This window comes from Kitasatospora sp. NPDC043949 (assembly GCF_056435365.1).
Window position 1 is genome coordinate 25,344 of sequence record NZ_JBWKEQ010000065.1, and the last position, 14,350, is coordinate 39,693.

Annotated in this window: 11 protein-coding genes and 2 pseudogenes; 7 read left to right on the forward strand and 6 right to left on the reverse strand. The window is 73.2% G+C overall.

Going from position 1 to position 14,350, the window contains the following annotated elements; all coding sequences use genetic code 11:
- Positions 1-5: 5 nt before the first annotated feature.
- The gene (locus AC07AL_RS34170) at positions 6-809 is read right to left on the reverse strand and encodes a TetR/AcrR family transcriptional regulator C-terminal domain-containing protein (RefSeq protein ID WP_363629839.1); all 804 of its coding nucleotides are present in this window, start codon (positions 807-809) and stop codon (positions 6-8) included.
- Between the two features lie 82 nt (positions 810-891).
- On the opposite strand from AC07AL_RS34170, the gene AC07AL_RS34175 reads away from it, so the two are divergent.
- The 3 genes from AC07AL_RS34175 to AC07AL_RS34185 all read left to right on the forward strand — a co-directional run bounded on the left by AC07AL_RS34175 (position 892) and on the right by AC07AL_RS34185 (position 6,808).
- Positions 892-1,743, forward strand: coding sequence for a siderophore-interacting protein (locus AC07AL_RS34175; RefSeq protein ID WP_363629841.1), 852 nt, complete (start codon positions 892-894; stop codon positions 1,741-1,743).
- A 495-nt stretch (positions 1,744-2,238) separates the two neighbouring features.
- Positions 2,239-5,682, forward strand: a complete 3,444-nt coding sequence (locus AC07AL_RS34180; RefSeq protein ID WP_478319299.1) for a S8 family serine peptidase — start codon at positions 2,239-2,241, stop codon at positions 5,680-5,682.
- A 157-nt stretch (positions 5,683-5,839) separates the two neighbouring features.
- Positions 5,840-6,808 carry an alpha/beta fold hydrolase gene (locus AC07AL_RS34185; protein ID WP_363584761.1) on the forward strand — a complete coding sequence of 323 codons (969 nt, stop codon included), beginning with the start codon at positions 5,840-5,842 and terminating at the stop codon, positions 6,806-6,808.
- A 63-nt stretch (positions 6,809-6,871) separates the two neighbouring features.
- Here the strand turns inward: AC07AL_RS34185 and AC07AL_RS34190 are convergent, their stop codons facing one another.
- From AC07AL_RS34190 to AC07AL_RS34205, 4 genes and pseudogenes are all read right to left on the reverse strand, one after another.
- Positions 6,872-7,072: a hypothetical protein gene (locus AC07AL_RS34190; protein WP_063346158.1), complete on the reverse strand. Its 201-nt coding sequence runs from the start codon at positions 7,070-7,072 to the stop codon at positions 6,872-6,874.
- A 118-nt stretch (positions 7,073-7,190) separates the two neighbouring features.
- The gene (locus AC07AL_RS34195; protein ID WP_478319300.1) at positions 7,191-7,772 is read right to left on the reverse strand and encodes a TetR/AcrR family transcriptional regulator; all 582 of its coding nucleotides are present in this window, start codon (positions 7,770-7,772) and stop codon (positions 7,191-7,193) included.
- A gap of 113 nt (positions 7,773-7,885) precedes the next feature.
- Entirely contained in the window at positions 7,886-9,277 is a 1,392-nt protein-coding gene (locus AC07AL_RS34200; RefSeq protein ID WP_478319301.1) for an amidase, read from the reverse strand.
- A pseudogene (locus tag AC07AL_RS34205) lies at positions 9,264-9,485 on the reverse strand (hypothetical protein); the annotation flags it as partial. The pseudogene AC07AL_RS34205 and the gene AC07AL_RS34200, both read right to left, overlap by 14 nt.
- A gap of 218 nt (positions 9,486-9,703) precedes the next feature.
- On the opposite strand from AC07AL_RS34205, the gene AC07AL_RS34210 reads away from it, so the two are divergent.
- Complete coding sequence (locus AC07AL_RS34210; RefSeq protein ID WP_478319302.1) at positions 9,704-10,612, forward strand: MBL fold metallo-hydrolase; 909 nt, start codon at positions 9,704-9,706, stop codon at positions 10,610-10,612.
- A 458-nt stretch (positions 10,613-11,070) separates the two neighbouring features.
- The gene (locus AC07AL_RS34215) at positions 11,071-11,739 is read left to right on the forward strand and encodes a DUF4328 domain-containing protein (RefSeq protein ID WP_478319303.1); all 669 of its coding nucleotides are present in this window, start codon (positions 11,071-11,073) and stop codon (positions 11,737-11,739) included.
- Positions 11,740-11,768: 29 nt separating this feature from the next.
- Here AC07AL_RS34215 and AC07AL_RS34220 read toward each other — a convergent pair.
- Positions 11,769-12,176: pseudogene (locus AC07AL_RS34220) on the reverse strand (VWA domain-containing protein); the annotation flags it as partial.
- Positions 12,177-12,705: 529 nt separating this feature from the next.
- Between AC07AL_RS34220 and AC07AL_RS34225 the strand changes: the two are divergent.
- Together AC07AL_RS34225 and AC07AL_RS34230 are read left to right on the forward strand one after the other, a co-directional pair.
- Positions 12,706-13,818, forward strand: a complete 1,113-nt coding sequence (locus tag AC07AL_RS34225; RefSeq protein ID WP_363584769.1) for a DUF6192 family protein — start codon at positions 12,706-12,708, stop codon at positions 13,816-13,818.
- Between the two features lie 3 nt (positions 13,819-13,821).
- Positions 13,822-14,250 carry a RacP protein gene (locus tag AC07AL_RS34230; RefSeq protein WP_363629849.1) on the forward strand — a complete coding sequence of 143 codons (429 nt, stop codon included), beginning with the start codon at positions 13,822-13,824 and terminating at the stop codon, positions 14,248-14,250.
- The last annotated feature ends 100 nt before the right edge of the window (positions 14,251-14,350 follow it).

Sequence of the window (14,350 nt, forward strand, 5' to 3'; positions counted from 1 at the left end):
GCGGCTCAACCCGAGCCCCGACCGGCACCCCGACCGGCACTCTGATCAGCCCCCGCCCCCGAGGCCGCCACGCCGTCGAGCAGGACGGCGAGCCCGGTGCGGAAGGCCGCCCGGTCGCGGTCCTGCGGCGTGCCGTCGGAGGCGCCCTGGAGGGCGGTCAGCAGGGGGAAGCGCTCGGTGAAGTCCGGTGCCAGTTCGGCGAGTCGGGCGGACCGGGCGGTCCACCAGTCCTCGTCGGCGATGCCGGTCGCGGCGGCGGCGCCGCGTGATTCGGCGGCCACGGCGGCCGTGCCGCGGACGAACTGCCAGAGCGCCGCGACGACGCCGTGCAGCCGCGGGGGTGCGAGGGCGGCCGATTGCAGGGCACGCAACAGGCTTTCCATGGCGGCGAGTTCGGCCGGTCCGAGCACCGGGCGGGCCTGCGATACCTGGAGGATCCAGGGGTGGCGCAGGTAGCAGGCGTACAGTTCCTCGGCCCAGGCGGTGACGGCGGGGCGCCAGCCCTCCAAGTCCGCGACGGAAGGCCGCAGTTCGCCGAGTGCCCGGTCGTGCATCAGGTCGAGGAGTTCGGCCTTGCCCGGGACGTAGGTGTAGAGGGCCATGGCGGTGCGGCCGAGCCGTTCGCCGACGGCGCGCATCGAGAGCGCGGCCATGCCGTCCGCGTCGGCGACCGCGATGCCGGCGGAGACGATCGCGTCGACGCTGAGGCCCGGTTTGGGGCCGCTGCGCCCGGTGCGCGGTTGCGGTGGTGCGCCCCAGAGCAGGGACAGGGACCGGTGGGCGTCGCCCTGTCCGGCGTAGACGACCATGCAGCAACTCCTTATGGCGTAAAGTATCCTCGGCCGCGACAACTCTTTATGTCGTAAGGTTATCAACCGAAGGGGTTTTGCGATGACACTGCCCGTCACCTTCGCCGAGGTCGTCGAGGTCCGCCGGATCACGCCGCGCACCGCCCGGGTCACCTTCGAGGCCGAGGCCCTGGCGGACTCCGTGGGCACGGCGCCCGACCAGCAGGTGAAGCTGTGCTTCCCCCGTCCCGGCCAGGCGGTGCCCGAGCTGCCCGCGCAGAGCGACGACCCGATGAGCTGGTACCAGGCGTACCTGGCGATCCCCGAGGCGGGGCGCCCGCTGCTGCGCAGCTTCACCCTCCGGCGCCGGCGGCCCGGCACCCGCCTGGTCGAGATCGACTTCGTGCTGCACGGCGACACCGGTCCGGCCGCCGCCTGGGCGGAGCGCGCGGAGCCGGGGCAGCGGCTCGGGATGGTCGGCCCCTCGGCGCTGTACGCCCCGCCGGTCCCGCTCGCCGAGGCCGCCGCCGCTGCCGACTGGGTGCTGCTGGCGGGGGACGAGACGGCGCTGCCGGCGATCGCGACGCTGGTCGAGGCGCTGCCCGCCGGGGTGCGGGCCCTCGCGTTCGTCGAGGTCGCGGACGAGGCCGAGCGGCAGCCGCTGGAGAGCCGTGCCGAGCTGGCCGTGCACTGGTCGGTCCGGGGCGGGGCGGCCCCCGGGGTCGTGCTGGCCGGGGCCGTGCGGGCCGCCGCGCTGCCGGCCGGCGCGCCGTTCGCCTGGCTCGCGGGGGAGGCGGGCGCGGTGCGGGCGCTGCGCCGCCACCTGGTGGCGGAGCGCGGCGTGCCGAAGCGGTCGATCGACTTCACCGGGTACTGGCGCCACCGGCTGACCCAGGACGACGCGCCCACCGCCGAGGATCTGGCGGACGCCCAGGAGCGATTGGCCGCCGGCTGATCGGGTGCCGATCGCTCGGCGGCCGGGGGATTCCGGCCACCGGGCGTCGGTGTGACCGCGCGCCCGTTCTGTCATGTCCGGTTTCAGGGTGGGTCCGGGGGGAAGGGTGTGTGGCGGTGCTGACGGTGTGTCCCAGGTGGCGATGGTCCGCCACTGTCCAGAGTTCGCCACCGATTTTTTCCGACCGGGATCGGACAGTTCCGACCGGGTCTGGTCAGCGAAAAGGGGCGGACATGGCCCGATTTCTGCCGCGAATTTTACTTTCTGATGGTCTTTTTTACTTTCTAATGGGGATTTCCCCCCTTGTCGTGGTCGTGTCGGATGCGCTGGAATGCGACCGCTGTCGGGACGCGCGGTCCGGAGCAACCACGCGTCCGACCTGGATTCGCGTACGCTGGGCCGCGCAACCTGACGTCTCATCAGACGAAAGGATGTCCATTGATCGGCTGGCGGAAATCCCAGCTAGCAGCTGCCGTCACGGTCACCGCCGCGTCCATGGTCCTGACCTTCGGGTCCAGCGCCAACGCAGCTCCGCTCCCGGACCCGCAGAACGCCCCCGTGGCGTCCGCGGACGGGACCCCGGTGCCGGTGATCGTGATTCTCAAGGACCAGATAGCGGACGCCCCGGCCGACAACGGCCACCTCGGCGCCCGTAAGCAGAAGGCCGCGAACGCCCAGGCGCCGCTGCTGGACAAGGTCAAGGCCAACGGTGGCACCAACATCAAGAGCTTCGTGGTCGGGAACGCGTTCTCGGCCACGGTGAGCCCCGCGCTGCGTGCCGCGCTGCTGGCCGACCCGGCCGTCGCCTCGGTCGTCGCGGACGAGCAGGTCACCGTCACGCCGCCGGCCGCCGGCAAGGCCGCGGCCGCGAAGGACGCCGCGGACACCAAGTCCGGTGCCAAGTCGGCCAAGGCCGCCGCCCCGCAGGCCGTTTCGGGCAGCAACGGCCAGGGCGCCGAGCAGAACGCGACCAACACGATCTGCCCGTCCGACCCGTCCCAGCCGCTGCTGGAGCCGGAGGGCCTCTACTCGACGCACGCCGTCGGCGCCGACGGCAAGCCCGGCGCGGCCGACCTGGCCACCGGCAAGGGCGTCAAGGTCGCCTACATCGCGGACGGCCTCGACCCGAACAACCCGGACTTCATCCGGGCCGACGGCTCGCACGCGGTCGTCGACTACCAGGACTTCGCGGGCGACGGCGTGGACGCGCCGACCGGTGGCGCGGAGGCCTTCGGCGACGCCTCGGCGGTCATCGCCCAGGGCCGCCAGGTCTACGACGTCTCGAAGTTCGTGAACGCCTCCCGCGGTCTGCCGGCCGGCTGCAACATCCGCATCCGCGGCCTCGCCCCGGACGCCTCGCTGGTCGCCCTGCGGGCCGGCGGCGAGATCATGTCGAACTCGTCGATCCTGCAGTCCATCGACTACGCGGTCTCGGCCGCCAAGGTCGACGTGCTGAACGAGTCCTTCGGCGGCAACGTCACCCCGGACAGCGGCGCGCACGACACCATCTCGCTCTTCAACGACCAGGCCGTCAAGGCCGGTGTCACCGTCTCCGTCTCCACCGGCGACGCGGGCATCAGCGGCACCATCGGCACCCCGGCCACCGACCCGAACGTGATCGCGGTCGGCGCCTCGACGGACAACCAGAACTACCAGCAGACCGGCTACGCGGCCGCCCAGTTCTCCAACAAGACCTGGAGCAACAACCGCATCTCCGCGCTCTCCTCGGGCGGCTTCACCCAGGCCGGCCGCACGGTCGACCTGGTCGCGCCGGGCGAGTCGGACTGGGCGCTCTGCTCGCCCGACACCAGCAAGTACACCGACTGCACCGGCTACAGCGGCCAGGGTTCGCCGATCCAGTCGTTCGGCGGCACCAGCCAGGCCGCGCCGTTCGTCACCGGCGCCGCGGCCCTGGTCATCCAGGCCTACCGCGACACCCACAACGGCCAGTCGCCCGCCCCGGCGCTGGTGAAGAAGTTCATCACCGGCACCGCCCAGGACCTCGGCGTCCCGGCCGAGGAGCAGGGCGCCGGCCTGCTGAACGTCCGCGCCGCCGTCGAGGCCGCCCGCGGCTACCACGCCGGCTCCGGCGCGTCGGACAGCAAGACCGTCGTCGTCACCACCGGTCAGGTCGACATCGCCGGCAACCCCGGCTCGACCCACACCGCCGACGTGACCGTCACCAACACCAGCTCCGCCCCGCAGACGGTCAGCGGCGCGACCCGCACCTTCGTGCCGCAGTCGAGCAACCAGCAGACCGTCCAGCTGGACACGGCCTCCACCGACACCTTCAAGTACGCCACCAACGGCGCCACCTGGGTGCAGAAGCAGGTCAAGTTCACCGTCCCGGCCGGCGCCGACCGCCTCGCGGCGTCGATCGCCTGGCAGGGTGCGGCCAGCCCGGTCACCAACGGCTCCGTGGTCCGCATGACGCTGCTCGACCCGTCGGGCCGCTTCGAGACCAACACCCGTCCGCAGGGCGGCGCCACCCCGGCCGACTTCGGCCTGGTGGACGTCCCGCACCCGGTGGCCGGCGAGTGGACCGCCGTCCTGTACACCCCGGCGGGCAAGGCCGGCTACAACGGCCCGGTCCAGCTGGGCACCGCCACCCAGCGCGCGGTGCCGGCCGGCGCCGTCAGCCCGAGCGTCGCGGACCTGAAGCCGGGTGAGACCAAGACCCTCAAGGTCCAGCTCACCACCCCGGGCACCAGCGGCGACTCCAGCCAGGCGATCACCGTTGCCAGCTCCAACGGCACCGCCACCAGCGTTCCGGTCGTGCTGCGCAGCCTCGTCCCGGTCAACCAGGGCAAGGGCACCTTCACCGGCACCATCACCGGTGGCAACGGCCGCAACGCCTCGCCGACGCAGAGCTTCGCGTACGCCTTCGACGTCCCGAAGGGCCAGAAGGACCTGCGGGTCGGCGTCACCGTCGCCAAGGATCCGAAGCTGCTCATGCAGGGCGCGCTGATCAGCCCGAACGGCACCCCGATCGACATCGAGGGCAACGGCCTGCTCGACGCGCAGGGCAACCTGACCGGCACCACCGCCGGCGTCTCGGCCACCACCGTCAACCCGGCCGCCGGCCGCTGGCGGTTCGTCCTGAACGTGCTCGGCCCGGTCAGCGGCCAGGAGCTCGCCCAGGACTTCGCCGGCACCGTCGCGTTCAACCAGAACGTCGCCACCGCCGCCGGCCTGCCGAACGACCCGCACGCCAAGCTGGCGGCCGGCAAGCCGGTCACCGTCCAGGTGAACTACACCAACAACACCGTCGCCACCCAGAAGATCTCGGCCGACGGCCGCCTGGACCGCCGCACCGACATCCCGCTGGTGCCGCAGGGCGCCTCCGCGACGGTCACCCTGCCGCTGAGCCTCACCTCCGCGGTGCCGTCCTTCCTCGTCCCGCCGGGCACCGACCAGCTGAAGGCGGTGGCGGCCTCCTCGACGCCGGCCCACCTGGAGCTGTCCGGCACCACCGGCTCGCCGGACCTCTTCGGCGACCTGAAGAAGGCCCAGGACGGTTCGACCATCTCGGTCGTGACCGACAACGGCAGCGCGTCGCAGCCGGTCCTCCCCGGTGTGTGGGGCACCTTCCTGCAGCAGGTCGGCCCGTTCGGCACCGCCGGTGCCCCGGCCGGCACCGCCACCATCACCGCGACCGCGCACACCCAGGCGTTCGACCCGGCGCTGACCTCCAGCACCGGTGACCCGTACGCCCTGGCGGTCAACGCCTCGGCCCCGGCCGCCAACCCGGTGACCGTCCAGCCGGGCGCCAGCGGCTCGCTCCAGGTCACCGTGACCCCGACCGGTGCGAAGGGCAGCACCGTCCACGGTGTGCTGTACCTGGTGTCCGCCCCCAGCTCGGTGGCGACCGCCAACAACACCCTGGGCACCACCGGTTCGGTGCTCGCGGCGATCCCCTACAGCTACACGGTGAACTGACTTTCCATCACCACGCCGAGGCCGTCCCGGAGTTCCGGGGCGGCCTCGGCCGTTCTCCCCGGGGCGGCGGGAATGCCCCGCGCCCCGGCGGTGTTGCGCCGGGAAGGGCCGGGGCGAAACGGATGCCCCGGCCCTTCCACCGGACCGGGAGCGGGACTTGAACGACGCGATCAAGCACAGCCACGTCGAGGTGAACGGTGTCCGTCTTCACGTCGCGGAACAGGGCGAGGGCCCGCTGGTCCTGCTGCTGCACGGCTTCCCGGAGAGCTGGTACTCCTGGCGCCACCAGTTCGCCCCGCTCGCCGCGGCCGGCTACCGGGTCGTCGCCCCCGACCAGCGCGGCTACGCCCGCAGCGAGCAGCCCGAGCGGGTGGACGCGTACTCCCTGCTGCACCTGGTCGGCGACGTCACGGCGCTGATCCGCGCGCTCGGCGAGGAGCGGGCCGTCGTGGTCGGGCACGACTGGGGCGCGCCGGTCGCCTGGGCCACCGCCGCGCTGCGGCCGGACTTGGTGCGCGGGGTCGCCGGGCTGAGCGTGCCGCCGCTGCCCAGCGGGCCGCGGCCGCTGCGGGAGTCCCGGGAGAACTTCGGCGAGGGCTTCTACCAGAACTACTTCCAGGAGCCGGGCCGCGCCGACGCCGAACTGGCGGCCGACGTGAAGTCCAGCTTCCGCCGCATCCTGGGCGGTGGCCCGCGCGGTGGGGGGAAGCCGCAGCCGTGGGTCGTCCCCGAGGGCAAGGTCCTGCTGGACACCATCCCGGAGCCGGCGCAGCTGCCGGCCTGGCTCACCGAGGCGGACATCGACGCCCTCGCGGCCGACTACGCCCTGCACGGCGAGCACGCCTTCACGGGCGGGCTCAACTGGTACCGGAACATCGACCGCAACGCCGAACTGATGGCCGCCTTCGACGGCGTGACGATCGACGTGCCGGCGCTGTACGTGGCCGGCGAACAGGACATGGTGAACGCGCTCGTCCCACCGGAGGTGCTGGCCCACCTGCTGAGCCGGGTGCCCAAGCTGCACCGCCACGTCCGGCTGCCGGACACCGGGCACTGGACGCAGCAGGAGCGCCCGGCGGAGGTCAACGAGGCGCTGCTCGACTTCCTCAAGCACCTGGACGCCTGACGCCCGCCCGGCTCCGGCCCGGATGCCGGGTCGGAGCCGGGTTGCGGAGGCCCGGCGGCGCGATCAGTGGTGGTGGTGGCTGCCCATGGGGTGGTCGCAGGCGCGGCACCTCCGGATGAAGAGGAGGCTCAGACCGACGGTGACCACCGCGCCGAGCGCCACCCCGGTGCCCCGCACCGTCTTGCGGGCCGCGTTGCCGCCGATCGAGCCGGTGCACCGCGAGCAGTTCTGGCATCCGGTCCGCACCGGGATCTTCTTCCCCACGACGCTTCCTCCCAGGCGAGGTCCCGGCCAGCGGCCGGGCTCGTGAACGTCCCGCAGAAGCTTATAACTTGAGCTGCCCGTCGATAACGTGAGCTGCCCGTCCTCGCCCGGCGAACGATCATCCGCCCGAAGGACCGGCCCCGTACGGGGCGAGGAGTTCGGCCACGAGCCGGCGCGCGTACGCGGGGTCGAGGCCGGCCGGGCGGAAGAGGATGCGGTACATCAGGGGGGCGACGACGCCGTCCATGACCGCCTCGACGCCGGGCGTGTCCTCCCCGCGGCCGCCCGCCCGGCTCAGCACGGCGCCGACCTGTTCGGCCGCGTAGTCCGAGCACTGGCCGGCGTTGCCGCCGTCCGGGTCGCCGAGCAGGGCGTCGCGGATGTAGGCGCGGCCCGAGGGGGAGGCCATCTCGTCGAGGAACTGTTCGGCCCAGGCCGTCAGGTCGGACCGCAGGTCGCCCAGGTCCTCCGGCGCCGTGTCGGGCCGCAGGCGCTCCACCGCGACGTCGGACAGCAGCTCCTGGAGGTCGCCCCAGCGGCGGTAGACCGTCGACGGGGTGACGCCCGCGCGCTGCGCGACCAGCGGCACCGTCAGCGCGTCGCGGCCCACCTCGGCGAGGAGTTCACGCACAGCGGTGTGCACCGATGCCTGGACCCGGGCGCTGCGCCCGCCGGGGCGCACCATCTGTTTGCGACTCATGATAAACACCTTAAAGCACAATCCTTGCGTTTACGGGGTGCCGGGGTGCCGGGGGGCCCGCCTCGGAGCCGGACGGCGGGCCGGCGCCGTCCGGCCCGGCCCGCCTGCTGTTCTCAGACCGCCGGCGCGAGCGCCCGGGCGGGCTGCGTCCGCTCGAAGGCGTGGCCGACCCGCAGCAGTGTGCGCTCTCCGAGCGGCCGGCCGAGCAACTGCATGCCGATCGGCAGGCCCGCCGCGTCCCGGCCGACCGGGACGGACAGGGCGGGCACCCCGGTGATGTTGGCGGGGGCGGACAGGCGCACGTAGGCGTCGGGGACGCTCTCGACCGTGCCGTCGGGCCAGGTGACGGCCTCCTGGTCGGTCCGTACCGCGGTGACCGGGGCGGTCGGGGCGGCGATCACGTCGACCTCCTCCAGCATCCGGGCCCACTCCTGCCGCATGAGCGTCCGGGAGCGCTGGGCGCGCAGGTAGTCTCCGGCGGTCATCAGCTCGCCGGCCTCCAGGAGGGCGCGGACGTCCGCCTGGTACAGCTCGGGCACCGCCCGCAGGGAGCGCTCGTGGTAGGCGGTGGCCTCCGGTGCCACCAGCCCCCACAGAGTCGCCTGGAGGTAGCGGGTCATCGGGATGTCGACGTCGACGAGCCGTGCGCCGAGTGCCTCCAGGTGCTCGATGGCGCGCCGGACGGCGGCCTCCACCTCCACGTCGACGCGGTCGAAGTAGTAGCTGCGCGGCACGCCGACGCGCAGCCCCGTCAGGTCCGTGTCCGCGCCCGGCTGATGGCCGACGGCGGGGGTGGCCAGCGAGGCGGGGTCGCGCGGGTCGTGCCCGGCGAGGGCGTCCAGGACGAGGGCCGTGTCCTCGACGGTCCGGGCGATCGGGCCGACGTGGTCCAGCGACCAGGACAGGGACGCGACGCCGTGGCGGGGGACGAGGCCGTAGGTCGGCTTGAGGCCGACGACCCCGTTGAGCGCGGCGGGCACCCGGATCGAGCCGCCGGTGTCGGTGCCCAGCGCGAAGGTCGCGGCGCCCGCGGCGACGGCGACGGCGGATCCGCCGCTGGAGCCGCCGGCGACCCGGCCGCGGTCCCAGGCGTTGCCGGTCTGCGGGGTGGTCAGGCCGTAGGCGAACTCGTGGGTGTGCGTCTTGCCGACCAGGATCGCGCCGGCCGCGGCCAGGCGGGCGGCGACCGTGCTGTCGGCCTGCGCGCGGTGGTCGGCGCGGACCCGGGAGCTGGCCGTGGTGGCCAGCCCGGCGACGTCGATCAGGTCCTTGAGCCCCATCGGGACGCCGTGCAGCGGCCCCCGGTGCAGGCCGCGCGCCGCTTCCTGCTCGGCCTCGCGGGCCGCCCGGCGCGCCCGCTCCGCGGTGACCGCGACGTAGGCGCCGAGGTGCGGTTCGACCAGCTCGATGCGGTCGAGGACCGAGTCCACCAGTTCGACGGGGGACAGTCGCCGGGCCCGGATCTCCTCCGCGGCGGCGGCGAGGGAGAGCTCATACGGCTGCATCGTGCGTCTCCTCGTCCGTGTAGTGGGCGCTTTCCGCGCAGTAGGCGCTCGCGGGCGGGGTGTCCCCGAAGTCCAGCTCCCGCAGGACCGCGACGACGGAGAGCAGCTGGTTGGCGGTGGCCGCGACCGGGTCGTGGCGGTCGGCGGGCAGGGGGAGCCCGGCCCGGGCGGCCCAGCGGGCGGCCTCGGGTGGCGTGAGGTCGGTGGCGGGCCGTTCGGTGGCGGACGGACCGGTGGGCGGTTCGGCGGGAGGTTCGGCGGAGGGGTGTTCGGTGGTGGGCGGTTCGGCGGAGGACATGGGCGTTCTCTCCTGATCGGGGCTGGAGCGAGATGGCACCCGCACCAAAAGCTAACTGTTTGCGTTAGTCGGACTGTAGGTCCTACGATGGCTTAACGCAAACCGATTGCGTTTACGGGAGGAGCCCCATGTCCGGCGCCACGTCCGAAGCCCCCGCCCCCATCCCCGCCTGGACGGTGGGAGGCGTCACCGTCCACCGCATCGACGAGACCCTCCTGCCGCCCGCGACCGGGCCGTGGCTGCTGCCCGAGGCCACCCCCGAGGTGGTGGCCGGCCACGACTGGCTGCACCCCCACTTCGCCGACCACGAGGGTGTCCTGCACCTGGACAGCCACAGCTTCGCGTTCGCCGTGGGCGGGCTGCGCGTCCTCGTCGACACCGGCATAGGCAACGGCAAGGAGCGGGCCAACCCGGCCTGGCACCACCTGCGGACCGACTACCTGGAGCGCCTCACCGCCGCCGGCTTCGCTCCGGACTCCGTCGACCTGGTGATCCTCACCCACCTGCACGCCGACCACGTCGGCTGGAACACCCGGGAGGTGAACGACGAGTGGGTCCCCACCTTCCCCCACGCCCGCTACCTCACCTCCCGCGCCGAGCGGGAGTTCTGGGCCGGGTACGACCTGGAGGAGGCGCGGAGGCAGATGTTCCTCGACTCCGTGATCCCGGTCGAGCGGGCCGGGATGCTGGACCTCGTCGACGTCCCGGCCGAGGGCGTCGAGGTCGCCCCGGGCCTGCGCCTGATCCCCACCCCCGGTCACACCCCCGGCCACGTCGCCGTCGAACTGACCAGCCGGGGCGAGGCGGCGCTGATCACCGGTGACTGCGTCCACCACCCGGTCCAGCTCGCCCACCCCGCCATCGGCGCCTGCGTCGACATCGACCCGCGGCAGTCCGAGGCCTCGCGCCGCAAGCTCCTCGGCTCCCTCGCCGACACGGACACCCTCCTGCTCGGCACCCACTTCGCGCCGCCCACCGCCGGTCGCGTGCTCACGCACGGGGACGCCTACCGGCTGCTGCCCGTGCCCTCGGCCTGACGCCGCGTTCGACCTCCCCGGGACGCTCGCACCCCTTCACCAGTCCTGCGCCCGAGGTCCGTCGACCGCACACCCGGATCGAGCGGGACGGGCGCGCGGGGTAGGGGTGGTGAGTCGGAGTCGGCTCCCCGGGGTTCGATTCCCGCGTGATCTGTCGTTTATCTGGCGATACCGCCGCTGAGCTGCGAAATCTCGCTGGCAGCGGACGTCGGTGATCCCCTAGAGTCGGCGCGCCCGCCCCGGTCGGGGCGTTGGCGGCACCGGCGTGCGAGTCCGAGCACGCGGCGATTCCAGGAGTTGACGATCTGATGGTGTGTGTGGCGTGTGGGGCGCGTCCCGCGGGGACCGAGAGCCGACGCTGCTTCGGCTGCGCGGAGGCGGCGCCGGGTTGGGCGGCGGCGCTCCGACCGGCGAACAGCCTTGCCATCGCGGTCTACGTCCTGCTGGGGGTGAACGCGATGCTGGCGGCGGGGGCGGTCGTGGCCGGCCTCTGGTCCGATGTCCTGCTGGGCCAGTTGGCGGACGGGTCGGCTGACCTCGACGACTTCGATGCCGTGGACTCCCTGGTGAAAGGGCTGAACGGGGTCTTCCTTCCGTTGGCGCTGGCCACCGCCGTGGTGTTCATCATCTGGTTCTACCGCATCCGCCAGAACGCCGACCTGCTGCTGCCGCACGGGCACCGGCGCGGACGCGGCTGGACCATCGGGGCCTGGGTCACCCCGTTCGTCCTGCTCTGGTTCCCCTGGCAGCTGATGGTGGACTGCTGGCGGGCGAGCGCTCCGCTGGACGCGGAGGGACGGCGCCGCACGGTGTCGGAGAAGGTCCTGGTCCTGTGGTGGTCCACCTGGATCGGCGCGCTGGTCGTCAACCGGATCGCCAGCTCGATGATGAAGCACGTGAACCTGACGGTGCTCGACAGCCTGGAGGACCTGCGCGAGACCATCCGGGTGGAGACCGCCGGCTCGGCGCTGCGCCTGGTCGCGGCCGTCGCGGCGATCGTGGTGGTCCAGCGGCTGACGGCCATGCAGTGGGCGCGCCGGGCCGACATCAACCCGCTGGCAGCCAGGGCCGCCCAGGTGGCGGCCGAGGAGGCCCGGGCCCAGGCCCAGGCCAAGGCCCAGGCTTAGGCCGCCACGGCGGCGGACTCGGAAGCTCCCTACACCGGCAGCAGGCGGGCGATCAGTTCGCCGAGGCGGCGGGCGTTGCGGCAGGAGTGCATCTCCACGACGCCCGCGTAGGCGGCTGCGGCGGAGTCGCCGGTCCGCCAGAGGGCGGGCTGCTCGGGGTTGAGCCAGTGGACCCGTCGGGCCCGGCCGGCGATCCGGCGCAGCGCGTCCAGGTTCGGGTCGCGGTGGTTGTTGCGGGCGTCGCCGAGGATCAACACGCTGGTGCGCGGGCCGACCGCGTCCAGGTGCCGTTCGGCGAACTCGCCCAGGGCGGAGCCGTAGTCGCTGTTGCCGTGGTGGCCCATCACCTTGGCCTCGGTGAGGATCCGGGCGGCGAGCCGGGCCGGGTCGGCGTCGCCGCGCGCCAGCAGGGCGGTGACCTCGGCGGTGCGGTTCAGTACCTGTGTCTGAACCCCCGATCCGGGTAGCCTGGAGCCCTAGCCTGGGCTGGTGTCCGAGGACAGCGGGCCGGTTGGTGAGCGGTGGTGCGAGGCTGCGACGTACGGCTGAGGCCGGAGTCGCGGCCCGGTACGCGTTTCTGCTCGACGGCGTGTCGTGCCAGGCAGTGGCGGGTGGACCAGCGGCTGCGGAAGCGGGTGGCGGCCGAGCTGAGCGGGGCCGGCCGGGTGGAGTGCCCGGAGTGCGACGCGTGGTGGGTGGCCGGGGTGGATCGGCGTTCGAACGCCCGGTACTGCTCGCGGCGGTGCGTGATGAGGGCCTGGCGGTCTCGGAACGAACCGTTCGGCGAACGGTCACAGTGACCGTTGAGCGAACGCCGAAACGGTCACGATTCGCTCAACTTCGTTCATCCGCAGGCTAGTTGTTGTGATCACCACATTCCGGGCCGGACTCTGCTGCACGGAAGCGGACCGGTCCCGTCACGGCCAACTGCCATGCCTGGTCCGCGAGTTGGTGGTGAGATTCCACATGGCTCAGGAGATAGCGGAGAAGGTCGGCTGCGTCAGCGCCGACCGATACCAGGAGATCGTCGCCGAGCTGCGGAAGCTGGTCGAGACGACCACCCGCGCGCAGTTCACGATCGGCGACTACGCGCTGGAGATCGAGCCGATGCGCGAGGTCGGCGGCCAGGAGCACAGCGACGAGATGTTCTCCGTCAAGAAGTCGCTGGCCCGGGTGGCCGACGACGTCGGCCTGACCTACTCGCAGGTCAGGCGGGCGAGGTGGACCTCTTCGCGGTGGCCCAAGGACCGCCGGCAGGCCGGCGTCTCCTTCACGGTCCACGAGGTCCTGGCGGGGATCGCGGACGAGCGGGAGCGGTTCGAGGCGATCCTCAACCCACCGCAGCCCCGGGGAAGGTGGACGGCGGACGACGCCAAGCGCAGGGTCGGCCGGCAGGTCGATGTTCCGGTGACCCCGCAGGAGAAGGTCAGCGCGATCCACACCCTCGCCCAGGACGAGGAGGTCGCCGCGGTGGTGACCGGCGACCTGCTGCGGCGTCCGGGCGTGGTCGCGCAGGTCAAGCCGGAGGACAAGGTCCGGGTGGTGGAGGAGCTGACCCGCGACGACGAGGTCGCCGCGGCGGTCGCCCCCAAGTTCCTGCACCGGCCGGCGGTGGTCGCCCGGGTCGCCCCGGCGGAGAAGGTGAGGGTAGTCGAGGAGCTGACCCGCGAGGACCACGTCGCGGCGGAGGTGACCACCGGGCTGCTGCGGCGCCCGGACGTCGCGGCCCGGGCGATGGCCGACGACACCGCCCGCCACCAGGTCAACCACGCCCAGGTCGAGCGGGGGCGGCAGGCCCGCGAGCACTTCGAGGAGAACAGCCCGATCGCGCCGGTGATCCGCAAGATCGACCGGTCGGTGGAGTTCCTGGACCTGGTGACGGCCTGCCACGCGTTCGTCGCCGCGGCCGGGCGGGTCGTCCCGGGCCTGCGCGACCGGCAGCTCGGCGACGACGAGCAGTCGGTGATCCGGGAGAACTGCGCGCGCGTGAGGGCGACGCTGGACTGGATCGAGACGGCGGTCGACACCGGGAAGGTCGACATGGACGGCGAGCTGGCCCGCCTGCTCCAGGGTGAGTAGGCGATGCCCCGCGCCTCCCGGCGCAGGTCGGCGGCGGCCGAGCGGCACGCCGACACCGTTCGCAAGGTCCTCTTCGAGGCCCGTCCCGCCGGGCTGACCTTCGACCAGCTCGGCCGGGCCTCCTCGCTCAGCGCGGGTCAGGCCCGGGCGGGGCTGGCCTGCCTGCGCGACACCATCGCCGAACGGGGCTGGCCGCCGCTGATCTGGACGAGGGCGGACGGCTACCGGTTCTGCTCCGACCCGGTCGAGTTGCAGGCATACGAGGCCGCGGTGATCCGCGAGAAGCTCACCGAGTTCCGCCGGTTCATCACCGGTGTTGTCGCCCCGCACTTCGCCCTCCAGCCCAAGGGCCGGTGGGTGAAGCACCTGAACACCCAGATCAGCTCGGTGGAGTCCACGCTCGAAATGATCGCGGACTACAGCGATGCCTGACCGCCCTGGGGGGGGGGGGGGGGGGGGGGGGGGGGGGGGGGGGGGGGGGGGGGGGGGGGGGGGGGGGGGGGGGGGGGGGGGGGGGGGGGGGGGGGGGGGG